The organism is Streptomyces sp. NPDC054961 (assembly GCF_053609145.1).
Window position 1 is genome coordinate 1 of the sequence record NZ_JBSGWY010000042.1, and the last position, 21,633, is coordinate 21,633.

Consider the following 21,633-nt stretch of genomic DNA (forward strand, 5'->3'; position numbering starts at 1 on the left):
CTCTTCACCAAGCCGGCCGAGTACCCCACCGACGTCTACGTGCTCCCCAAGCACCTCGACGAGAAGGTGGCCCGCCTCCACCTCGACGCCCTCGGGGTGAAGCTGACGACCCTGCGTCCCGAGCAGGCCTCGTACATCGGCGTGGACGTGGACGGCCCCTACAAGCCCGACCACTACCGCTACTGACGGCGCCGGTCGCGGCACCGGCGCCGAGGGACCTTCCACTCTTCCTCGATCGGGCTGCGACCTGCCGCCCGCACCCTGACCGCATGGTCCGCAAGTCTGTGCAGAGGGGGGATCGGTGTGTCCCGTAAGCAGCAGCACACGCCCGTACTGGTGGTAGGTGCCGGGCTGGCGGGGCTGTCCACGGCCCTGTTCCTGGCCTGGCACGAGGTGCCCGCCCTCGTGGTGGAACGCCACCGGGGCATGTCCCCGCATCCCCGGGCCCGGGGAATCAATCCCCGGGCCATGGAGCTGATGCGGTCGGTCGGCCTCGAGGAGGAGGTCCGCGCCACCGAGTCGGCGCGGGCCCTGGCCGGCAACAGCGGCGTGTACGCCGCGCAGTCGCTCGCGGGGCACCAGCTCGGTGCGCTCCACGAGCAGTACTTCATGGACGTCAAGACCGACCTGAGCGGCCTGACGCCGACCGGCTGGTGCCTGTGCCACCAGGACGAGTTCGAACCGGTGATCCGGCGCCGCGCCGAGGAGCTCGGCTCCCGGTTCCGCTACGGCACCGAGCTGGTCTCCTTCCGCCAGGAGGAGGGCGAGCACGGCATCACCGCCGAGCTGCGCGACCGGGACACCGGTGAGACCAGCGTGGTCACGGCCGACTACCTGGTCGCGGCCGACGGTCCGGGCAGCCCGGTCCGCACGCAGCTGGGCATCGGGGTGGAGGGGCCGGGCACGACCGGGCACTTCCTCAACATCCACTTCGAGGCCGACCTCGCCGAGCAGCTCGGCGACCGCCGGTTCATCATGTGCTACACGTTCAACGACGCCGTCCGCGGCGCCCTGATGCCCCTGGACAACGCCCGGCGCTGGCTGCTCCACGTCACCTTCGACCCCCAGGCCGAGGACCCGGAGTCCTTCACCGAGGAGCGTTGCCGGGACCTGGTGCGGGCCGCCGCCGGCGTGCCCGACCTGGACGTCAAGGTCATCGGCGCCATGCCGTGGGAGGCCGCGGGCCGCTGGGCCGCCTCGTTCGGCTCCGGCCGGGTGTTCGTCATCGGCGACGCGGCCCACGTCATGCCGCCCAGCGGGGCCTTCGGCTCCAACACGGGCGTTCAGGACGCGCACAACCTGGCGTGGAAGCTGGCCGCGGTCCTCTCCGGCCAGGCCGGACCGGGACTGCTGGACAGCTACGACGCCGAGCGCCGGCCGGTCGGCGCGGCCACCGTGGAGCAGGCCGTGCTGCGCTCCAAGGACCGTCCGCGGCTCGCCGACAAGGAGCCCGCGCCGAGCAATCCGGCGATCCACGCCGACACCGAGGTCTGGTTCGGCGGACAGTACCGCTCCGGCGCCGTGGTCCCGTCCGACGGGGACAGTGCCCCGGAAGGGGTGTGGAACCCCCTGCCGGGCGGGCGGCCCGGTACGCGCGCCCCGCACGTGGCCCTCGAGCGGGCCGGCCGTTCCGTCTCGGCCATCGACCTGTTCACCAAGAACCTGGTGCTCCTCGCCGGCGCGGACGCGCGGGCCTGGGCGGACGCCGGCCGGTCGGCGGCCCGCGCGCTCGGCGTCACCCTCGACGTGCTCCGGCTCGGCGAGGACGGCCTGGCCGACCCCGGCGGGTCCTGGAACGCGGCCTACGGAGTCGGCCCGCAGGGCGCCGTCCTGGTCCGCCCCGACGGGGTGGTGGCCTGGCGTTCGACGGGACCGCACACCGAAGCGGACGCGGTACTCGCCGGCGTACTGGCCCACGTGCTCGCCCGCTAGCCGTCCGGTCCACACCGCCGGCCACGGCACCAGCACCCAACAGCCCGACCGAAGCGATGGAGTGAGCATGTCTGGAATTACCGGCTGGGTGGATTTCGCCCGGGACCTCACCCGGGAGCGCGGCACCATCCTGGCCATGACCTCGACGATGGCCCTGCGCGGGCCGGACGGCGAAGGCGTCTGGGTGGCGCCGCGGGTGGGCATCGGACACCGCCGCCTCGCGGTCTTCGACCTCGAGGACGGGCGGCAGCCGGTCGCCGTGGATCACGACGGCCGGACGATCGCCGTGGCCGCCCACAGCGGCTCGATCCTCAACCACGAGGAGCTGCGCGCGGAACTGTCCTCGCGCGGGCACCGCTTCCGTGCGGGCGGTGACACCGAGACCCTGCTGCACGCCTTCCTGGAGTGGGGCCCGGCGGCCGCGGAGCGTCTGGAGGGCACCTTCGCGGGCGTGGTGTGGGACGCCAGGTCCGAGGAGCTGTACCTGGTCCGGGACCGGCTCGGCGTCGAGCCGCTCTTCTACTACCCGACCGCCACCGGCATCGTGTTCGGCTCCGAGGCGAAGGCGATCCTCGCCCATCCCCTGGTGGAGCCGGAGGTGGACGCGGACGGCCTGCGGGAGATCTTCACGTACTCGGGCACCCCGCACGTCTCCCCCTTCCGCGGCATGCACCGGCTGCGGGCCGGCCACCACCTGGTGGTCCGGCGCGGGGGCATCACGAAGACCCAGTGGTGGGAGATCTCGGCGGCGGAGCACACCGACAGCCTCGACGTCACGGTCGACACCATCCGCGGGCTCCTCGAGGAGAGCATCACCCGCAACCTGCGGACCGAGGCCCCGGTCGGCTCGCTGCTCTCCGGCGGCCTGGACTCCAGCGGGGTCGTCGGCCTCGCCGACGCCGAGCTGCGCAAGTCCGGCAAGCGCATCCGTACCTTCACCGTGGACTTCGCGCAGCACGCGGAGAACTTCCAGGCCACCGACACCCGCCAGTCGCCCGACGCGCCGTACGCGGCCGACGTGGTGCGCCACCTCGGCACGGACCACACCGACGTGGTGCTGGACCCCTCGGAGCTGAGCGACGCGGTGGCGCGCTGGTCGGTGCTGCGGGCCAAGGACTACCCGACTCCGCTCGGCGACATGAACACCTCGCTGTACCTGCTGGCTCAGGCGGTGGCGCAGCGCGAGACGAAGGTGGTCCTCACCGGTGAGGCCGCCGACTCGCTCTTCCACGGGGTGGCCTGGAACCGCGACCCGGTCGAGAGCACGATGGACACCTTCCCCTGGGTCGCCCGCGGCGTGGTCCGCGACGACGCCGCGGGCCTGGGCTGCGGACTCTTCGGGGACTCGCTGCTCAAGGACCTGGCGCCGCTGGAGTACGCGGCCCAGCGCTACCGGGAGTCCGTCTCCGAGGCCCCCCACCTGCCGGGGATGTCGGACCAGGAGAAGCACATGCGCGAGCTGTGCTGGGTGCACCTGACCAACTTCATGGAGAACCAGAACGGGCACACCGAGCGGCTGTTCAAGGCCGTGGGCCTCGAGGTGCGGATGCCGTACTGCGACCACCGGCTCGTGCAGTACGCGTACAACCTGCCCTGGGACATGCAGAACTTCGACGGCCGCGAGAAGAGCCTGCTGCGCGCCGCGGTCCAGCACGTCCTGCCGCAGAGCGTCATCGACCGGCGCAAGACGCCGTACCCGGTGACCCTCGACCCGGGCTACGAGAAGGCGCTGCGCACGGAGATGCGCGAGCTGCTCGCCGACACCGACGCCCCGGTCCAGCCGCTGCTCGACCGGGCCGCGGTGCAGGCCACCCTGGACGACCCGGACGGCCTGAGCCGCTGGGCCAAGCGGGCGAACGTCGAGCTGCCGATCCAGCTGAACACCTGGCTGCGCAAGTACGGCATCCGGCTCGTGCTCTGACCGCACCCGCCCCGTACGCCGATGGCGGCCGCCCCCCGAGGGGGCGGCCGCCATCCGGCTTGTGCCGGCTGCCCGGCGCGGTGCGGCGGATGCCCGCGCGGAGCGGGGCGGCGCGGCCCGACGTCGCATCGGTGCGCGCCGCCCCGTCGGCGTTCGCGGTCAGTGGCCGGCGTGGTCCGCCGCGACGGTGCGGGGGGCCTTGCCCTCCGTGCCGGGTTCCACGACGGTGAACTGGCCCATCATTCCCTGGTCCTCGTGGAACAGCACGTGGCAGTGGTACATGTACGGCTTGTGCGGATCGGTGAGGGTGTCGAAGCGCACGGCGAGCCGGATGGTGCCGAACTCCGGCAGGTAGACGGTGTCCTTGGGGCCCTGGACGTAGGCGGGGGGCTCGTGGCCGTTCACGTCGATGACGCTGAAGGTCGCGCCGTGCAGGTGGAAGGCGTGGATCCAGGTGTCGCCGCGGTCGATCTCCCAGATCTCGGTCGCGCCGGCCGGCACGACCTCGTCGACGCGGGTCATGTCCATGGTCTTGCCGTTGATCTGGAAGCCGACGAAGTCGAACTTCCGCACCTTCGCGCCGGCGGCCGCCGTGACGGGCTCCGGGGCCCCGTCGACGCGGGTGGGCAGCTCCGGGGAACCGGTGAGCTTCTGGGCGGCCCGCAGTTCGAGGAGGTCGAAGGAGTCGTCGCTGCCCATGTAGCGGTCGGTGGGGAAGCCGAAGCCCAGCTCGGGCGGGAAGCTGCGCAGCACCGCCTTCTCCCCGGGCTTGAAGGCCACGACGATCTCGGCCCGCTCGCCCGGACCGAGGCGCAGCCGGGTCATGTCCTGGGGGCGCTTGAGCAGCCCGTTGTCGACGGCCACCAGGTGGAAGCTGCGGTCGTCGGGGAAGCCGATCCGGTAGACGCGGGCGTTCGAGCCGTTGAGCAGCCGTAGGCGCACGCGCTGGGTGGTGACGTCGAAGTGCGGGTTGTAGGTGCCGTTGACCAGGATGGTGTCGCCGAGCAGGCCGATGTTGTCGACGCCGGCGATCGAGGCCTGCAGGTGGGTCTCGGTGAAGTCGAGGGACCCGTCGTCGTGGAAGTTCTTGTCCTGGATCACCAGGGGTATGTCGTCGACGCCGTACGTGGAGGGCAGGCCCGCCCGGTCCGACGCGTCGTCGTCGAGGATGATCATCCCGGCCACGCCCCGGTACACGTGGCTGCCCGTGGAACCGTGCGGGTGCGGGTGGTACCAGAGGGTCGAGGCGGGCTGGTGCACGGTCCACTCGGGGCGCCAGTTCCCGCCCGCGGGGATCATCTGGTGCGGTCCGCCGTCCATGGAGGCGGGCAGGTGCATGCCGTGCCAGTGCAGGGTGGTCGCCTCGGGCAGCCCGTTGCGCACGTCCATCGCCACGAGGTCGCCGCGGCGTGCCCGCAGCGTGGGGGCGAGGTAGGCGCCGTTCGCGCCCCAGGTGGCGGTCTTCTTGCCGGGGAGCAGCTCGCTGGTGCCCGGGGCGAGGTCGAGCCGGTAGGTGCGACGGCCGCCGGACGGCTCGGGGTGGAGCAGTTCGGGGATGCGGAGCGGGTTCGCGAAGTCGAGGTTTCCGACGTTGCTGCGCCGGTAGTCCTGGTAGACCCACAGGAAGTTGCCGCCGTAGCCGGCCCCCGCGACCAGGGCCGCGCCTCCCAGAGTGAGGAAGAGCCGGCGGCGGACGGGTCGATGGGAAGGCTTCATGGTGCATCCTCGCAAGTTGCCACTCGGTCTTCCCATGGTTCCGCCCCGCTCCTCGAGTGCGGCTCGTGAGCCGCTGGAGCGGGGCGGAACCCCGGTACGGGACCGGGCAGGGCGGTCACTGGCCGGCGGGCTCCAGGCGGAACACCACCTCGGTCACGTCCATCACTCCGGCCCGCCGGTAGGGCTTGAGCTTCTGGCGGTGCAGGGTGTGGCGCGCGCTGACCTCGAAGTCGCGGAACTCCTTCTCGGTCGTCCACTCGGTGAAGACGAAGTAGAGGCCGACCGCCTCGTTCGACTTCACCAGGGTCTGGCCGAGGTTGGCGGGCTCGGTGGCGATGGCTTCGCCGATGGTCAGCCAGACCTTCTCGAAGTCGGCCGCCATCTCCGGGAAGATCTCCATGCGGAGGATCACCCGGATCGGGGCGGACTGCGCCGGGGCGGAGCCGTCGGCGGCCGTGGTCTCGGTGGCGGTGGCGGTCATGAGTTCCCCTTGTCCGCGGGCGGCTGGTCCAGCCTCAGAACCCGCTTGATCATGCTGCGCAGCACGTTCCGGGTGAAGATCGGCGCTTCGGCGCAGCGCCAGGCGACGACGCCGTCGGGGCGCACCAGTACGGCGCCCTGGGCGGTGACCCCGTACAGCTCGGGCCAGCGGTCGTCGAGGTCGTCGAGGTCGACGCCCATGCCGTACAGCGAGAGCGGTGTTCCGAGCTCGGCCGCGACGGACCGGCCGGCCTCCAGCCAGGGCCGGTTGTCCGGCCCGGTGAGCAGCACCATCGACCGGCCGAAGAGGTCCAGTACGGAGATCTCCGAGCCGCCGTAGCGCAGCCGCAGGTGGGGGGCGCGGCAGCCGGGGCGGCCGTCGTTCTCCGCCGCCCACACTCCGAATCCCGGCAGGGTGCCCTCGTCCCAGGGCATCACGGCGGCGGAGCGGTAGCGGGCGGCGCGCCAGACCAGCGGGTCCTCCGCGATCTCGGGCGAGGCCGGTTCGGGGGACTGCTTGATGAGGCGGCGGCGGTCCTGGGAGCGCAGTACGGCCTGCTCGACCGTGGCCGCACAGACCGGACGCCGCTCCTCGTCGTACGTCTCCAGCAGGTCGGGATCGGCCCAGCCGTTGAGGACGGCCGAGATCTTCCAGGCCAGGTTGTGCCCGTCCAGGACGCCGGTGCCTGCGTCGAACCCGCCGCTGGGCGGCATCACGTGCGCCGCGTCGCCCACGAGGAAGACCCGGCCGTCGGAGAACCGGCCCGCGGTCTTGGCCTCGCCCGCCCAGGCGTTGACCTGGAGGATGTCCGGGTCGAGGTTCCTGACCCCGGTCGCGGCACGGATCAGCTCCGCGCAGCGCTCGGGGGTGAAGGACTCCAGCGGCTCCCGCTCCGGGTCGTGCTTGACGTGCAGCAGCCAGTCCTCGGAGTTGTCGAGCGGCATGAGGGAGCCGTGCAGGAGCGGGTTCACCGTGTAGCACATGATGAACTTGCGGCCGCGGGTCTCGTTCTGGAGGTTGGCGATGAAGCGGACCGTGACGAAGTGGCCCAGCGTGTGGCCCTCGAAGGGGATGCCGAGCCGGCTGCGCACCTGGCCGTCGGTGCCGCCGGCGTCGACCAGGTAGCAGGCCTTGATCTGCCGCTGCTCGCCCGTCTCGGGGTCCCGTACGAGTGCGGTGACCTCGTCGACGCCGGGGCCGCCCTGGTCGAAGGAGACCAGCTCGTTGTGGATCTCGACGAGGAGGCCGAGGTGTTCCGCGCGGTCGCGCAGCACGGCCTCGAGCTCCCGTTCCTCGGCCAGGCACCAGCTGGTCGGCGACAGCGTGCCCGGTTCGGCCTGCACGTCCAGGAGGTACTTCTCGTCGATCGTGCTGAGGTCCCACCCGCTGAGGGTGTCCGCGAGGGCGATCCCGTTGTTCTCCTCGAGCGCCTTCGCGGAGGGCAGCCGCCGGATCTTCTCCTCCAGGCCCAGGGAGCGCAGGAGCTCCATGGCCCGGGGGTGGACACCGAGGATGCGCGGCGGCCGGAGGCGCTCCCGCACCCCTTCCAGCAGCAGGCAGTCCACTCCTTGCTCGGCGAGGAACAGGGCCGTCGCCAACCCGGCCAGCCCTCCGCCGGCCACCAGGACATCCGTGTTACGGAGCGCACTGCGGCCTGTACCGCGCACTGTCCTCACATCCCTTCCATCTGCTAGGAGCGGTGCTCCACCAGCACGGCGGCGTCCTTGTTGCCGTCGCCTTCCGCGACGACCGACGCGAACTGCTCGCGCACGAGGTCCAGTACGGGCATCCGGGTGCCGTATTCGGCGGCCGCCTCGATGGCGATCCGGATGTCCTTCTCCATCAGCTCCGACCGGAAGAAGGCCGGCTCGTAGCTGCGCTTGAGCATCAGGTGCGCGCGGAACCGCATGACCATGGAGCTGAACCCGCTCTGCGAGACGACTCCGATGAGCTGGTCGCGGTCGAGTCCGGCGGCGGTGCCGTACGCGACGGCCTCGGCGAGGGAGGCGACCTGGGCGCCGAGCAGCAGGTTGAGGATCAGTTTCATGGCGGCGGCGTTGCCGGGGGCACCGACGTGGGTGACCTCGCTGCCGATCTCCTCCAGGACCGGGCGCACCTCGTAGAGGTCCGCCGGGTCGCCGGAGACGTACACCCGCAGTTCGCCCTTGCGGGCCTGGAGCGGGTTGCCGACGACACAGGCCTCGACGCGGCGCAGGCCCTTGTCCGCCAGGCGGGTCGCGGCCTCGCGGGCATAGGCCGGCGAGACGGTCGAGGTGTCGACGATGACGGTGCCGGGAGCCAGTACGGGCACCACCCGGCCGAAGAGGATCTCCTCGACCGCCTTCTCGTCGCTGAGGCTCAGCATGACGATGCCGTGGCCGGCGGCGGCGCGCTCGGGGGCGTCGGCCAGCTTGGCGCCCGCCGCGACGAGCGCGGCCGCCTTGCTGGCGGTCCGGTTGTAGACGGTCAGGGCGTACCCGGACTCCACCAGGCGGCCGGCCATGCCGCCGCCCATGTTGCCGAGGCCGATGAAAGCCAACTGTCGGTTGGTCATGGGGAGTTCTCTTTCCTTCCGGTCCGGCTGCCGGTTCGGGAGTCCGGGGTACAGGCTGCGTGGCTTCCTTGCGTGGGACGGGACCCGGGGGCCGTCAGTACGCGGCGTCGACCTCGTAGAGGGCGAACGGCGCGCTCGTACGGGTGTCGCGGAACGGTCGCAGCGGGGCGGTGTCCTCGCGGTGCTCCGCCCCGTCCTCCCAGATCCGGAAGGCCGCCATGGACTCCCAGCGGCTGACCACGACGAGCGCGGTCGGGTCCGCGGGGGACCGCAGCAGCTCGTTGCCGAGCATGCCGGGGACCGCCGCGAGCCGCTTGCTGACCAGGTGGTACGCGTCCCGAACGGCGGCCAGCTGCTCTTCGTCGTAGGCCGCCTGGTAGACCAGGACCCTTACCTCACCGGGCATCGGCTGCCGCCTTGCCCTCGATGGTGGTGAGCACCTCCATGACGTGGAAGGAGCCGCCCTTGCGGAAGGGGTGCAGCGTCGCGCGGTGTTCGAGGTGCGCGGGGCTCTCCTCGAACTCGCGGAAGCGCGGCTCGTCCGTCCAGTCGCTGATGATCACGAAGATGGTCTTGCCGCCGGCGGTGCGGTCGTCCTCGCGGGCCAGGGACTGGCCGAGGTTCGCCGGGTGGCCGGTGACCGCCTCGGTGCCCTCGAGCCAGGCCTTCTGGAAGTCGGCTTCCTTGCCCGGCTCGATCTCCATGCGGAGCATGACGCGGAAGGCCATTAGGAGATACCTCCGTCGACACCGATCGTGTTGCCGGTGACGTAGCGGGACAGGTCGCTGGCGAGCCACAGGATGGCGCCGGCCACCTCGTCGGGGGTGCCGAGCCGGCCGAGGGCGGTCTTCGCGCCGTACCGCTCCGACATCACCTTCTGCTGCTCGGGCGGCATCGCGAAGAAGTTCTCGGTCTCGATGACGCCGAGCGCGACCACGTTGAAGCGGATGCCCTGCGAGCCGAACTCCTTGGCCAGCGAGCGGTTCAGGCCCACGAGCGCGGCCTTCGTCGTGGTGTAGTGCGCGCGCAGCGGGATGCCGGCGTCGACGGCGCGGGAGCCGATCGAGACGACCGAGGAGCCCTCGCCGAGCAGCGGCAGCGCGTTCTGGATGACCAGGTGGGCGCCGGTGATGTTGGTGGCGAGGATCCGGTTCCACTCGTCGAGCGGGAGGTCCTTGTACGGGATGTGGCTGATCGCGCCGGCGTTGTTGACCAGCAGGTCGAGGCGGCCGCCGGTCAGCTCGCCGACCTGCCGCAGCAGGCCCGCGATCTCCTCGGGCTGGGAGAGGTCGGCGCGCAGCACGTGGTGGTTGCCGCCGATCTCCTTCAGCTCGTTCTCCAGGGAGGTGACGAAATCACTCTCGCGCTGGTAGCAGGTGATGACGTCGACACCGGCCTGGGCGAGCGCCAGTACGACGCCCCGCCCGACACCGCGGGTGCCGCCGGTGACCAGGGCCTTCTTACCCCGGAGTTCGAGGTCCATGGGTGTTCCTCCGTGAAGTAGCGTGTTGAGGGAAGACGTGGCGGCACTCAGAGCAGGAAGCCCAGTGCCGTGCAGTTGACGACGAGCGCGGCGATGGTGAGCCAGCTGCGCAGGCGGTTCCAGGCGCCCCAGACCTGCCGGGGGTCGCGTTCGGCGAAGTCGCTCGGCAGGTTGTCCGGGTCGAGGGTGCGCATCCACCGGTTGACCGGGACGTTCTTGGTGACGGAGATGACGGCCGTCACCGCGGCGAGCAGGGCCGCCACGGCGAACAGGGTCTGCGCCCCGGCCACCGGAGCGCCGAACGCGAGCACCACGTCACAGGCGATGGTGCCCAGCAGGCAGATGGGCATCGCCGGGTCGTAGCGCGTCCCGAAGAACGCGTGCGCGTTGACGTAGCGGTCGGCCGGCAGCGAGGCCAGGTAGGGGAAGCCCCCGAGCTGGGTGCCGAAGAGGACTCCGGCGGCCAGCCCGTTGACCAGGAGGAGCAACGGGGCGATGAAGGTCAGCACCACGGGCTCCTCAGTGGGCGAGGGTGCGGGCCTGGGCTTCGACCCGCTCCTTGATGAGTTCCATCTGGATCTTGGTGTTGCGGTTCAGGTGCTCCGTCATGGCGTCGTCCGTGGCCGGGGCCTCGGGCTTCATGTGGAAGTCCTGGATCCAGCGCATCCGCACACCGCCCGCGGGCTCCTGCGTGTACTCCCACTGGATGTTCATGAACTCGAACGGGCCGGTCTCCACGCGCTCGGCCCGGACGGTGCGGGTGGCGGTGTCGCGGGTGCGGCGGGAGACCCAGCTCCAGACGTTGCCGTCCTCATCGGGGTGCATGGTGAGGCGGAAGACGACCGTGTCACCCTCCTGTTCGAGCACCTCCGCGGTGGCGTACTCGCTGAACAGGTTCGGCCAGTTCGGGACGTCGTTGGTGATGTCCCAGACGACGTCCAGGGGGGCGTCGATGACGATGAAGTTGTCGGTGTGTCCAGCCACGGTTCGGTGCTCCTCGATGGATCGGCTCGGATCGTGTCTTCAGCCGTGTCGGCCGTGTGGGGGGAGGTGCGGCCCGCTCAGCGGCCGAGGACCAGGGCGGAGGTGAAACCGCCGTGGCCGCGGGCCAGGACCAGCGCGTGACGCAGGGACTGCTCCCGGGGAGCGCCGGTGACCAGGTCGATCTCGTAGCCGGGTGCGAGCGCGCGGACGTGGGCGGTGTGGGGGATCACGCCTTCGCGCAGGGACAGCAGGGCGGTGGCGACGTCGAGCGGCGCGCCTCCGCCGTAGAGCCGGCCGGTGAGCGTCTTCGGCGCGGTGACCGGGACGCCCCGGGGACCGAAGATCTCGGTGAGGGTCTGTGCCTCGTCGCGGTCGTCCGCGGGGATGCCCGCGGCGTCGGCGAAGACGACGTCGATGTCGGCCGGGGTGAGGCCGGCGTCGGCGATGGCGGCCTCGGCGGTGCGGCGCAGCGCGCGCGGGCGGCCGGACTCGGGCGCCGGGTCGAAGCCCGAGGCGTATCCGAGGACGCGTCCGTAGTTCTGCGCGCCGCGCTCTTCCGCGGCCTCGGCGCTTTCCAGTACGAGGATCGCGCCGCCCTCTCCGGGCAGGTAGCCGGAGGCCTCCGCGTCGAACGGCACGTAGGCGCGGTCCGGGTCGGTGACCGTGGAGAGCTTGCCGGTGGTGAGCTGCGCGGTCAGGGCGTACGGGCACAGCGAGGCGTCCGTGCCGCCGGTGACCACGAGGCGCGAACCCTTGCGGGTCAGGCGCCGGGCCTGGCCGATGGCGTCGAGGCCGCCGGCCTGCTCGCCCGCGAGCACCCCGCACGGGCCGCGCATCTTGTGCTTGATGGACACCTGGCCGGTGGTCGCCGCGTAGAACCAGGCGATCGACTGGTAGGCGCCGACCCAGGTGGGGTCGTTCTGGTAGAGCGCGGTCATCTCCTTCTGGCCGAACTCCGTGCCGCCGGAGGACGAGGAGGTGACGACGGCCATCTCGTACTCGGGGATGGCGCTCAGGTCGGCGCCCGAGTCCTGGAGCGCCGCCTCGCTGGCGGCCAGGGCGAGATGGGTCCAGTGGTCGGTCTGCGAGATGAGCCGGTTCGGCTTGACCGATTCCTGGGCGCTGAAGCCCGGTACCTGTCCGGCGTGGCGCACCGGGTAGCTCGACGGGTCGAACCGGCCGATGCGGTCGATCCCCGACTTGCCGGCGAGGACCGAGGTCCAGTGGGCCTCGACGCCGACACCGGTGGGAGCGAAGATCCCGAGGCCGGTGATCACCGGGGGGCGGTGGTCGGAGGAGGGGGCCATCATCAGCTCCTTCCGGCCGCGGCCGCGGCGGAGCCGGGGCGCGCGAGCAGCATGGCCGTCTGGAAGCCGCCGAAGCCGCTGCCGACGCTGAGGACGACGTCCATGGAGTGGTCGCGGGCCGTGATCGGGACGTAGTCCAGATCGCAGAGCGGGTCCTTGGTCGTCAGGTTGGCGGTGGGCGGGACGACCTGCCGGTCGAGCGCCAGCGCGCTGGCGGCCACCTCGATGGAGCCGATGGCCCCGAGGGAGTGGCCGACCATGGACTTGATGGAGCTGACCGGGATGTCGTAGGCGTGGTTGCCCAGGCTCCGCTTGAACGCGGCGGTCTCGTGCCGGTCGTTCTGCAGGGTCCCGGAGCCGTGGGCGTTGATGTAGCCCACGGCGGTGGGGTCGATCTTGGCCTGGTTCAGGGCGACGCCGATGGCCTCGGCCATCTCGCGCCCGTCGGGCTTGAGACCGGTCATGTGGTACGCGTTGCTGCGTCCGGCGAAGCCGACGATCTCGGCGTAGATGCGGGCGCCGCGGGCGATGGCCGCCTCGCGCTCCTCGATGACCATGACCGCGGAGCCCTCGGCGAGCACGAAGCCGTCGCGGGTCCCGTCGAAGGGCCTCGAGGCGTGCGCCGGGTCGTCGTTGTTCGCCGTGGTCGCCTTGATCGCGTCGAAACAGGCCGAGGTGATCGGCGAGATCGGTGCGTCGGTGGCGCCGGCGATGGCGACGTCGGCCGAGCCCTCCTCGATGAGCTGGACGGCGTGGCCGATGGAGTCCAGGCCCGAGGTGCAGCCGGTGGAGACCAGCGCGACGGGGCCTTCGGCCCCGACCTCCCAGGCGACCTCGGCCGCCAGGGTGGAGGGGATCATGTAGCCGTACAGGTGCGGGACGCCGTACTCGTGGTCGACGAGCCACTTGCGGCCGCTGTCGGAGAGGGTGACGTACTCCTCCTCCAGGCCCATCGTGCAGCCGACGGCCGAGCCGATGGAGACGGTCAGCCGCTCGGGGGCCAGCGCGGAGAGCTCGATCCCGCTGTCCGCCACCGCCTCCCGGGCGGAGACCACGGCGAACTGCGCGGCCCGGTCCATCCGGCGGATCTGGCGCGGGGTCAGTCCCGCGAGGGCCGGGTCGAAGTCGACCTCGGCCGCGACCTGCGAGCGGAACGCGCCCGCGTCGAACAGGGAGATCCGCCGCGTCGCGGTACGCCCTTCGGACAGCGTCCCCCAGAACGCCTCACGGCCCACCCCGCCCGGCACGACCGTGCCGATGCCGGTGATGACGGCCCGTCGGGTCACTTGGCACCGCCGACATCGGGGTTGGCCTGCTCGGGGCGCTGGGCGACCTCGGTGTCGACGTGGCCGTACTCGGGGCTCGGCGCGAGCGGCGAGAGGTGGAAGGCGCAGCGCGCGGTGGCGTCGCCCACGTTGACGAGGCGGTGGCGGACGCCGATGGGGACCAGCAGCGAGTCGCCGGCTCCGAGGACGACCTTCTGGCCGTCCAGCGTCATCTCGAGGGTGCCGTCGATGACGTGCAGGAACTCCTCGGAGTACGGGTGGTAGTGCTCGGTGATCCAGTCGGCCGGGTCGAGGGTCATGACCCCGCCGAAGCCGGAGGTGCAGCCGACCGTCTTGGGGCTGAGGGTGACACGGATGTCACCACCGCGCTTGGTGTTGGCCTCGACCTCGTCCGAGGTCACCTTCACAGTGCGAGAAATGGCGGTGGTCACTTGATCCGCCCTCCGTCCTTGGTCCAGATGTAGAAGGGCTCGGCCATCGCGTCCTTGGGCTCTTTCCAGTCCGGGTCGTAAGGTTCGACACACTGGGCGAGCTTGGTGTTGATGTCGTCGTAGAGCGGGTGGCTCCGAGCGCGGTAGAGGTTCGCGTTGATGTCCTCGTCTGCCTCCACCAGGTGGAAGTACAGGCCGTGGAACTTGAAGAGCGTGCGACGGCTGACACCGATCAGGTGCGGCAGTTCGGAGTCGTCCGACTCGCCGAAGATCTTCGCGATGTCTTCGGTCTTGTCCGGCCGCAGCTTGGCGACGATCAGAGTGCGATGCACGGTGGTCCCTCCCGAGGAGTCGGTGTCTGCGGGACGGAAGGTCTCACCGCGATCTGGAGGAAGGCTTGATACCGCCTCCAGCGCCGCTGCAGCGCCGCACGGCGAGCGGGCCGCGAGCGGGCCGCGAGCGCCTCCGGGTCAGCTGCATGCGGACCGACCACCACAGCGGAGGAACTCGCATGCCGTTCGCAGCGATCACGTACGACGTCAAGCCGGGCTACGAGGCGGAGCTCACCGAGATCTTCGGCAGCTTCAAGCGGGTCAAGGGGAACCGCGTCAAGGACGAGTCCGGCGCGGAGGCCGGCACGCTGCTCGCCACCGCCGTGTTCCTGCGCGACGACACCCTGGTGCGGGTCATCGAGTACACGGGCGACCTGGACGCCGTGGCCCGTCACATGGCGGTGCAGCCGGGTGTGGTCGACTTCGAGGAGTCGATCAAGCCGTACCTCAGCAAGCCGCGCGAGACCGACACCCCCGAGGGCTTCGTGGCGACCTTCAAGCGCAGCCTGCTGACCACGGTCGTGCAGTTCTCCAGCCGGGACCTGCCCGCCTCCGTCTGATCCGGGGCGCGCATCCGCCCGGGCGCATGCCGACGGCGCGACGGCCGTACTGGAATCCAGTACGAGGCCGCCGCGCCGTAGCCGTTCTCGGATCGCCGCCGGTTCTCGGACCGCCGGCGTTCTCAGATCGCCGCGACTCCCGCCGCGGTGAACACCAGCGCCACCACCGACAGGACGGTGCGCAGGTAGTGGAACTTGCGCCAGAGCGGGCGGGGATCTTCCCAGTCGGCGGGTATGACCGCGGGATCGGTGATCGCCTTCACCCGGCGGTTGATCGGCACGTTGCACAGGTGGGACACCCCGGAGACGCCCAGCAGCAGCACCGCCGAAGCCGCGAAGAGCGGCCGCCCGGTACCGCTGACGGTCACCGCGAGCACTCCGTTGACCAGAGTGCTGCTCAGCACGATGACCGGCATCGTGGGGTCCCAGTTCCGGCCCAGCAGTTTGTGCGCGTAGACGTAGGTGCCCGTCTCCATCGCGAAGAGCGCCGGGAGGACGCTCAGCGCGACGGCGAACAGGACTCCCGCGGTGACGCCGCTGCCGAGCAGGGCCACGACACCCAGGACCTCGTTCATGACGACGGGGCCCCCACGGGGTGGGTTTCCACGGTGAGCTGCTGGACGCTGCGCATGATGGCGTTGCGGAAGTACTCCGCGAACCCCTCCGGCGTGGTGGTGTCCCGCTGCTCCGCGAGGTACGGGGCCAGCTTGTCCTCGAGGATGTGCACGCCCTTCTGGGCGGCCATGTGCTTGCCGACCGCCGCGAAGTCTCCCTCGTAGTGGATGACGCGCACGATGTTGTCGTCCTTGACGAAGACGCCGGTGCCGAGCAGCCGGCCGGCCGGGTCGCCGCCGTCGCCGGCGAACTCCGGGGTGTTGACCCGCTCGAAGGCGGCGAAGATCTCGGCGATCTCGTCCTCGAAGCCGGGCTTGACCTTGTACGTGATGGCTGCGTAGGGCATCAGATTCCTCCGTCGACTTCGATCGTGGTGCCGGTGACGTACGAGGCGCTCTCTCCGGCGAGGTAGAGCACCGCCCCGGCGACGTCCTCGGGTGTGCCGAGGCGGCCCAGGGCCGTCAGCGCCGTCAGCTTGGCCGCCAGCTGGGGCGGCAGGCCCGCGCCCGGTTCGGTCTCGGTGACCCCGGGCGCGACCAGGTTGACCCTGATCCCGCGCGGGCCGAGCTCCTTGGCGAGCGCGCGCGTGAAGCCGACCAGCGCGGCCTTGGAGGTGCTGTAGTGCACTCCCATCGGGCGGCCGCGCAGGGCCACCGAGGCCCCGATGTTGACCACCGAGGCGCCCGGCGCCAGGGCGTCGAGCACGGACTGGGTGACCAGGTAGGCCGAGGTGGCGTTGTGGTCCAGGACCCGGTGCCACTCCTCCTCGGAGAGCTTGCCGAAGGGCACGTGCCCGTCGACGCCGAGGTTGTTGACCAGGACGTCGATGCCGCCGAGCCACTCGCCGGCCGTGGTGGCCAGCAGCTGCGCGCCCTCACGGGTGGTGAGGTCGGCCTGGACGAGCTCCGCCTCGCCGCCGGCCGCTTCCACTTCGGCGCCGAGCGACTTGGCCTGTTCGGCGTCGCTGCGGTAGCTGACGACGATCCGGGCACCGGTCCGGGCGAAGGCGAGCGCCGTCGCCCGGCCGATGCCGCGGGTGCCGCCGGTGATGACGACCCGGCGGCCCGCGGACGTATCGGGCTCCGTCACCGAACGGCTCCGGCGCGGGGGGCCGTACTGATCAGGGCGAGCAGCAGGCGCGGGGTCTCCGCCTCCGCCACCGCGTCGTCGTTCAGCACGATCCCGTAGGTACGGTTGATCACGCTGGTGACCTGGAGCAGGGCGAGGGAGTCGTAGCCGAACTCGAGGAACGGCGTGTCCAGGGCTTCGTCGCCCTCGAAGGCCATGCCCTCCTCCGGCGCTCCGACGCACTCGAGCAGCAGCTCACCGAGCTCGGAAAGGGTTATGTCGCTCACGATGCTTCCTCTCAGGAGAATCAGTTGGCCCTAGCCAGCAGCGGGATTCCCGCGACACCGAACAGTGCCGGGGTTCCCTCCAGGTCGAGCTGTGGCGAGGAGTCGAGAACCGCGCGGTGCAGGAACTCGATGCTGGGTGAGGGGTCGAGCCCCAGAGTCTGGTTGAGGGAGGCGCGCAGCTGCCGGTAGACCACCAGGGCGTCACTGCGCCGCCCGGCCCGGTACAGCGCGAGCATCAGCTGCTCGTGCAGGGCCTCGTGCATGGGGTGCCGGGCCGCGAGCCCGGACAGTTCGCCGATGAGTTCATGGTGGCGGCCGAGCCTCAGGTCTGCCTCGATTCGACGGTGAAGCACGCTCATGCGCGACTCGTCGAGCCGGGTGGCCTCCACTTCGAGGAGCACGCCGCACTGGACGTCGGCCAGCGCCCGGCCGTGCCACAGGGACAGCGCCCGGCCGAAGTACGCGGAGGAGCCGACCCAGTCGCCCTGGTCCAGGGCGCGGTGGCCGGCCGAGGACAGGGCGTCGAACTCCTGGGCGTCGATGAGTCCGCCCTGGGTGTCCAGGCGGTAGCCGCCCGGTTCGGTGACCAGGACGCTCTTGGCGCCGCGGGGCAGTCCGGCGCCGGCCGGCTCCTCGGCCAGCGCCGCGCCGATGAGGTGGCGGATCTGCAGGATGTACGTCTGCAGGGTGGTCTGCACGCTGCGCGGCGGACTCTCCCCCCACACTTCCTCGACCAGTGAGGCCACCGAGACGACCTGGTCGGCCTGGAGCGCGAGCAGCGCGAACACCTTGCGCGGCTTCACGGCCGTGAGGTGGAGGGGAACACCGGACTGGATGGCTCGGAACGGCCCGAGCACGCTGATGTCCATGCCTTGAACAACTCCTTGTGGTTGGGGTGTCCGGCTCGCCGTGGGCACGGCTCAGCCCGCCACTGGCGGTAGCTGCGGAGCTCCGGCAAACACCGATTCGACGTTCAGCGCCTCCCCGACGCGCCGGGGCAGTTCCGCTCCGCGTACGAAGAAGTGGGCCCCGGGCAGGGTCCACAGCCGGAACCCCGCCGTCGTGCAGTGCTCCCAGGCGGCGACCTCGGCCGGGGAGACCAGCTGGTCGTCGGCTCCGGCGAAGGCCGCCACGGGGCAGGGCAGCGCAACCATCGGTGCGGACCGCAGACTGCGGGCCAGCCGCAGGTCGGCCCGCAGTGTGTCCAGGGTCATGGCGAGCCATCCGGGCCGCTCGAGCAGTTGCGGAGGCAGGCTGTCCTCGTCCCCGAGGCCCTTGACGAGGTCCTCGTCCGGGGCGTCCGGGAGCAGGGCGCCGGGACCGTCGAGGACGGCGGAGGGGAGCTGGGGCGCGGGGCTCGCGCCCGCCATCACCATCAGGGGCGGCCGCCGGCCGGTGCGCACCAGGTGCTCCGCGAACCGGTAGGCGACCATCGCGCCGAGGCTGTGCCCGTAGAAGGCGTACGGCTCGGGCCCGTCGAGGAGTTCCCCGAGGTCGTCGGTCAGTTCCCGGACCAGCTGGTCCCCGTCGGTGATCCGGGCTTCGCGCAGCCGGGCTTCCCGGCCGGGCAGCCGTACGGGCAGTACGGTCACGCCGGGTCCGATGGAGCGCCGCCATCCGGCGAAGCTCATGGCACCCGCGCCCGCGTGGTGGAAGCAGAACAGCCGGATTCCGGCCGGGCCGGCCGGCGGTCGTACCGCGAGATAACGATGCACCCGGACTCCCCTTCCGTAGATGACCCCCGTGGTCAGGTGCGGGATCAGAGAGTCACCGCCCCACCTCGCCCGGGGCTCAACTTCAGCTGGAGCGCGGGTCGGCGAGAACCGGCAGCAGGGGTAGCACGCCGCTGGATCCGCTCCGGGCGTCGAACCCCGGGTCGTACAGCGCGGCGCTGACGGTGTAGGAGTCCACCTTCTGCCAGCTGTGGAAGGACCACTCCCATCCGGTGCCCGGCGTGCCGTCGGGCCGGAGCATCTGGACGCGCTGGTCGCGGGGTCCGAAGCCGAACTCGGTGAACCGGAAGCGCAGCCCCTGGCCGATGGCCTTGCTGTAGGCCTCCTTCAGCGTCCACAGGCGCACCAGCTCACGGTTGCGCTGGTCTTCCGGTACCTGTTCCAGTGCCTCCAGTTCGTACGGGGTGCACACCTGGCGTTCGGTGCCGAGGCCGAGCATCCGGCGGTCCTCGGACTCGGTGTCCACGCCGATCCGGCCGAACCTGCTCAGGCCCACCACCAGCAGCCCCTCGGTGTGGCTCAGGCTGATGTCCAGCTGGTCGATGCCGCGCAGGTGCGGACGGCCGCCGATCTTGTAGGCGAGTTCGAGTTCGCTCGGCTTCGTGCCCAGGACCGCGCTCGCCGCGGACTTGAGCAGCAGCCGTGACGCCACGAACCGGGAGCGGTTCTGCGCGTGGGTCATCTGGCGCATCCGCCGGTGGTCGGGGCCGAGGTCGGCGGCCAGGGCCGGCGAGTCGAGGTCCGGCGGCAGCCAGTCGTCGACGGCGGCGTACACCACGCAGGTGCCGCGTTCGGCCATCTCCCGGCGCACGGGCTGCCAGGAAGCCGCCGGTCCCCCGTGCCGCAGCGGGCGCATGACCGTGTTCACCACGCCTCCCATCACGTCACCGCGAGACCGACGAGGCGCTCCACGCGTCCGGCGAGCTGGACTACGGTCGTGGCGCCGGACAGCACGTCGGACAGGGGCAGGTCCCGCAGGGCGGGATAGCGCAGCTCCAGCCGGCATTTGAGCTCGATCACCATCACCGAGTCCAGGCCCAGGTCGTCCGAGAGGTGCAGGTCGAGGACGGCCGGTCGCGTGGACGGCGGCCGTCCCAGCACCCGTTCGATCTCTTCCCACACCGCTTGCCCCACTGCTGGATTGCTCATGTCGTCTCTCCGGAAGGTAGGGAGCGGGTCCGTTCAGCCGCCGATGGCGGTCGAGTAGAGGTCGTAGCTGCGGGCGTCGTCGAAGCGGTGCAGCACCTCGGCGAGCATCCGCTCCTCGCCGAGCGGGAGGATCCTGGCCGCGGCCTTGTCCAGCCGGCCCGCGATCCGGGTCAGCGCCATCGCCGCCCAGGCGGGGTCGGCGAGGAAGCCGGAGCTGTCCCGGTGGTGGCGCCACACTCCGAGGCAGGCGGCGCCCGCGACGATCAGCGCGTACCGGTCGGCCATGGCGTACGCCCGGGGGCTCACCGGGCGGCCCCGGGGATGGGCGGCCAGCTCCGCGCAGGCCGCCAGGAGCGTGCGGAGCTGCTCGGTGAGCACGGCGGTGGCCGCCGCGAGGGCCTCGCCGAGCTCTCCGTCCACCGAGGCCGCGTACCGTGCGGAGCGGGCGAGCGAGGCGAGCAGGGCGTCGCCCCCGGCGGCGGGTACGGGGCCCTCCTGCCCGTATCCGGGCAGGTCGGCGTCGAACGGCCGGAACAGCGCGGCGGGCGCCTCCTCGCCCGCGGACGGATCGAACTCCGCGAGCCGCAGCAGGTGCGCGACGATGACCGCCCGGCTGGAGGCGGTGCCCGCGCTGCCGAGGCCGATCATCGGCAGGTCGCGGGCCGTCTTCTGGAAGGTGCCGTAGCTGCCGCTCCGGGCGTAGGACTCGGCGCCCAGGACGATGGAGAGGTCGTAGACGGCCTCGTTGAGCACGGTCGGCAGCAGGTACTTGGCGACGGCGCCCAGCAGCCGGCACTCGGCCGGCAGCAGGTGCACGGACCGGGTGGTGACGAGCGAGACGCAGTCGCTGATCAGCAGGTCGGTGAAGGCGTCCACCAGGGCGGTGCGCGTCCGGGCGGTGTGCAGGGAGGCGCGGCTGCGGGAGCGGTGCGAGCGCGCGAAGGCGGTCGTCGTGCGCAGCGCGGTGTCCGCGCAGCCCAGGGACATGGACAGGCCGGTGCTGCGGGTCAGGGGGAAGGCCCGCTCGGCGAGCTGCGCCCCGGAGCCCGGCGTGCCGATCAGCCGGCCCGGGTCCAGGCGGTGCCCGTCGAACTCGAGGCCCTGGACCACGCAGCCGCGGATGCCGACGGTCCTGCGGCGGGGCAGCAGCGCCAGGTTCGCGCCGTCGGGGCTGTCGGGGCCCGGCAGGAGGAAGGCGCTCAGTTCTCCCTGGGCCGCACCGAGGGTGTGGGCGAACAGCACGAGCGACTGCGCCGACGCCGCGCTGTTGAGGGCCTCCTTGCGGCCGGACAGCAGGTATCCCCCGCGGTCCGGCCGGGCGGTGAGCCGGTTGGCCAGGAAGTCGTTGCCCTGGGGCGGCTCGGGGTAGGCGCAGGCCATCCGGCCGCCGGCCAGCAGCAGATCGGCGGTGTCCCTCCGCTGTTCCTGCGTGCCGTCGGCCCAGACGACCACCGAGGCCATGTAGGACGTCAGCCCGTAGCCCAGGCCCAGGGCCGCGTCGCGGCGGAAGACCGCGCGCAGCACCCGGGACAGGACGTCGAGCCGGTCGAGCCGGCCGCCGAGCTCCTGCGGCACGAACTCCGCGTTGAGCCCGAACCGGTCGAGGAGCCGTTCCGCGGCCGGCAGCAGCCGGGCGCGGTCGTCGGCGGCGAGGAACTGCTCCGCTCCCAGGGGATTGCCCGGATCCTCAAGGTCCCCAAATGCGTGCTCGAGTTGCGCGATGCGTTCCTGAACGGCGGCCTCCGAGGAGTACGCCCTGTTCGCCACCGTCGTCATGGCTTCTCTCCGTCCTCA

General features: G+C 71.5%; 26 protein-coding genes. 4 read left to right on the plus strand and 22 right to left on the minus strand.

The features are described 5' to 3' along the window. The 3 genes from ACWF9Z_RS29345 to asnB form a co-directional block, all read left to right on the plus strand. The coding region (locus ACWF9Z_RS29345; RefSeq protein WP_453606891.1) for an adenosylhomocysteinase at positions 1-186 on the plus strand (186 nt) is incomplete at its 5' end. Positions 187-303: 117 nt separating this feature from the next. After that, the gene (locus ACWF9Z_RS29350) at positions 304-1,932 is read left to right on the plus strand and encodes an FAD-dependent monooxygenase (RefSeq protein ID WP_453606894.1); all 1,629 of its coding nucleotides are present in this window, start codon (positions 304-306) and stop codon (positions 1,930-1,932) included. Between the two features lie 67 nt (positions 1,933-1,999). Further along, a complete protein-coding gene (gene asnB / locus ACWF9Z_RS29355) occupies positions 2,000-3,853 on the plus strand; it encodes an asparagine synthase (glutamine-hydrolyzing) (RefSeq protein WP_453606897.1) in 1,854 nt (617 codons plus the stop codon). A 159-nt stretch (positions 3,854-4,012) separates the two neighbouring features. Here asnB and ACWF9Z_RS29360 read toward each other — a convergent pair whose 3' ends face one another. The 13 genes from ACWF9Z_RS29360 to ACWF9Z_RS29420 form a co-directional block, all read right to left on the minus strand. Next, positions 4,013-5,569 carry a multicopper oxidase family protein gene (locus tag ACWF9Z_RS29360; protein WP_453606900.1) on the minus strand — a complete coding sequence of 519 codons (1,557 nt, stop codon included), beginning with the start codon at positions 5,567-5,569 and terminating at the stop codon, positions 4,013-4,015. Between the two features lie 115 nt (positions 5,570-5,684). After that, complete coding sequence (locus ACWF9Z_RS29365) at positions 5,685-6,050, minus strand: antibiotic biosynthesis monooxygenase family protein (protein ID WP_453606902.1); 366 nt, start codon at positions 6,048-6,050, stop codon at positions 5,685-5,687. After that, positions 6,047-7,672 (minus strand): FAD-dependent monooxygenase, encoded by a 1,626-nt coding sequence (locus ACWF9Z_RS29370; RefSeq protein ID WP_453606905.1) that lies wholly within the window; start codon positions 7,670-7,672, stop codon positions 6,047-6,049. The genes ACWF9Z_RS29365 and ACWF9Z_RS29370 overlap by 4 nt, the downstream gene beginning before the upstream one ends. Positions 7,673-7,740: 68 nt before the next feature. After that, positions 7,741-8,604 (minus strand): NAD(P)-dependent oxidoreductase, encoded by an 864-nt coding sequence (locus ACWF9Z_RS29375; protein ID WP_453606908.1) that lies wholly within the window; start codon positions 8,602-8,604, stop codon positions 7,741-7,743. 94 nt (positions 8,605-8,698) lie between these two features. Then, positions 8,699-9,010 carry an antibiotic biosynthesis monooxygenase family protein gene (locus tag ACWF9Z_RS29380; protein ID WP_453606911.1) on the minus strand — a complete coding sequence of 104 codons (312 nt, stop codon included), beginning with the start codon at positions 9,008-9,010 and terminating at the stop codon, positions 8,699-8,701. Continuing rightward, on the minus strand, positions 9,000-9,332 hold the full coding sequence (locus ACWF9Z_RS29385; RefSeq protein WP_356650232.1) for an antibiotic biosynthesis monooxygenase family protein: 333 nt from the start codon (positions 9,330-9,332) through the stop codon (positions 9,000-9,002). Before ACWF9Z_RS29385 ends, ACWF9Z_RS29380 begins: the two co-directional genes overlap by 11 nt. Continuing rightward, positions 9,332-10,087 carry an SDR family NAD(P)-dependent oxidoreductase gene (locus ACWF9Z_RS29390; RefSeq protein WP_356650233.1) on the minus strand — a complete coding sequence of 252 codons (756 nt, stop codon included), beginning with the start codon at positions 10,085-10,087 and terminating at the stop codon, positions 9,332-9,334. Before ACWF9Z_RS29390 ends, ACWF9Z_RS29385 begins: the two co-directional genes overlap by 1 nt. A gap of 47 nt (positions 10,088-10,134) precedes the next feature. Next, positions 10,135-10,596, minus strand: coding sequence for an anthrone oxygenase family protein (locus tag ACWF9Z_RS29395; RefSeq protein ID WP_453606914.1), 462 nt, complete (start codon positions 10,594-10,596; stop codon positions 10,135-10,137). Positions 10,597-10,606: 10 nt separating this feature from the next. Next, positions 10,607-11,071, minus strand: a complete 465-nt coding sequence (locus ACWF9Z_RS29400) for an SRPBCC family protein (RefSeq protein WP_453606917.1) — start codon at positions 11,069-11,071, stop codon at positions 10,607-10,609. A gap of 77 nt (positions 11,072-11,148) precedes the next feature. After that, a complete protein-coding gene (locus ACWF9Z_RS29405) occupies positions 11,149-12,378 on the minus strand; it encodes a ketosynthase chain-length factor (protein WP_453607034.1) in 1,230 nt (409 codons plus the stop codon). Between the two features lie 2 nt (positions 12,379-12,380). Beyond that, positions 12,381-13,664, minus strand: coding sequence for a beta-ketoacyl-[acyl-carrier-protein] synthase family protein (locus ACWF9Z_RS29410; RefSeq protein WP_356650237.1), 1,284 nt, complete (start codon positions 13,662-13,664; stop codon positions 12,381-12,383). Beyond that, positions 13,661-14,095: a cupin domain-containing protein gene (locus ACWF9Z_RS29415; RefSeq protein WP_356650238.1), complete on the minus strand. Its 435-nt coding sequence runs from the start codon at positions 14,093-14,095 to the stop codon at positions 13,661-13,663. Before ACWF9Z_RS29415 ends, ACWF9Z_RS29410 begins: the two co-directional genes overlap by 4 nt. Beyond that, the gene (locus ACWF9Z_RS29420) at positions 14,092-14,427 is read right to left on the minus strand and encodes a TcmI family type II polyketide cyclase (RefSeq protein WP_215030575.1); all 336 of its coding nucleotides are present in this window, start codon (positions 14,425-14,427) and stop codon (positions 14,092-14,094) included. Before ACWF9Z_RS29420 ends, ACWF9Z_RS29415 begins: the two co-directional genes overlap by 4 nt. 179 nt (positions 14,428-14,606) lie before the next feature. Between ACWF9Z_RS29420 and ACWF9Z_RS29425 the strand changes: the two genes are divergently transcribed. Further along, positions 14,607-14,987, plus strand: a complete 381-nt coding sequence (locus ACWF9Z_RS29425) for a SchA/CurD-like domain-containing protein (protein ID WP_356650239.1) — start codon at positions 14,607-14,609, stop codon at positions 14,985-14,987. A gap of 122 nt (positions 14,988-15,109) precedes the next feature. Here the strand turns inward: ACWF9Z_RS29425 and ACWF9Z_RS29430 are convergent, their stop codons facing one another. The 9 genes from ACWF9Z_RS29430 to ACWF9Z_RS29470 form a co-directional block, all read right to left on the minus strand. Continuing rightward, complete coding sequence (locus ACWF9Z_RS29430) at positions 15,110-15,562, minus strand: anthrone oxygenase family protein (protein ID WP_356650240.1); 453 nt, start codon at positions 15,560-15,562, stop codon at positions 15,110-15,112. Next, positions 15,559-15,948 (minus strand): SchA/CurD-like domain-containing protein, encoded by a 390-nt coding sequence (locus tag ACWF9Z_RS29435; protein ID WP_453606923.1) that lies wholly within the window; start codon positions 15,946-15,948, stop codon positions 15,559-15,561. Before ACWF9Z_RS29435 ends, ACWF9Z_RS29430 begins: the two co-directional genes overlap by 4 nt. Continuing rightward, positions 15,948-16,691: an SDR family NAD(P)-dependent oxidoreductase gene (locus ACWF9Z_RS29440; protein ID WP_453606926.1), complete on the minus strand. Its 744-nt coding sequence runs from the start codon at positions 16,689-16,691 to the stop codon at positions 15,948-15,950. The genes ACWF9Z_RS29435 and ACWF9Z_RS29440 overlap by 1 nt, the downstream gene beginning before the upstream one ends. Further along, the gene (locus ACWF9Z_RS29445; RefSeq protein ID WP_356650242.1) at positions 16,688-16,957 is read right to left on the minus strand and encodes an acyl carrier protein; all 270 of its coding nucleotides are present in this window, start codon (positions 16,955-16,957) and stop codon (positions 16,688-16,690) included. The genes ACWF9Z_RS29440 and ACWF9Z_RS29445 overlap by 4 nt, the downstream gene beginning before the upstream one ends. A gap of 20 nt (positions 16,958-16,977) precedes the next feature. After that, positions 16,978-17,826, minus strand: coding sequence for an AfsR/SARP family transcriptional regulator (locus ACWF9Z_RS29450; protein WP_356650243.1), 849 nt, complete (start codon positions 17,824-17,826; stop codon positions 16,978-16,980). 51 nt (positions 17,827-17,877) lie between these two features. Beyond that, complete coding sequence (locus ACWF9Z_RS29455; RefSeq protein WP_453606930.1) at positions 17,878-18,672, minus strand: thioesterase II family protein; 795 nt, start codon at positions 18,670-18,672, stop codon at positions 17,878-17,880. A gap of 82 nt (positions 18,673-18,754) precedes the next feature. Continuing rightward, positions 18,755-19,570, minus strand: a complete 816-nt coding sequence (locus ACWF9Z_RS29460; protein WP_453606932.1) for a 4'-phosphopantetheinyl transferase family protein — start codon at positions 19,568-19,570, stop codon at positions 18,755-18,757. After that, entirely contained in the window at positions 19,570-19,839 is a 270-nt protein-coding gene (locus ACWF9Z_RS29465) for an acyl carrier protein (RefSeq protein WP_453606935.1), read from the minus strand. The genes ACWF9Z_RS29460 and ACWF9Z_RS29465 overlap by 1 nt, the downstream gene beginning before the upstream one ends. 33 nt (positions 19,840-19,872) lie before the next feature. Further along, positions 19,873-21,615: an acyl-CoA dehydrogenase family protein gene (locus ACWF9Z_RS29470; protein ID WP_453606938.1), complete on the minus strand. Its 1,743-nt coding sequence runs from the start codon at positions 21,613-21,615 to the stop codon at positions 19,873-19,875. Positions 21,616-21,633 lie beyond the last annotated feature (18 nt).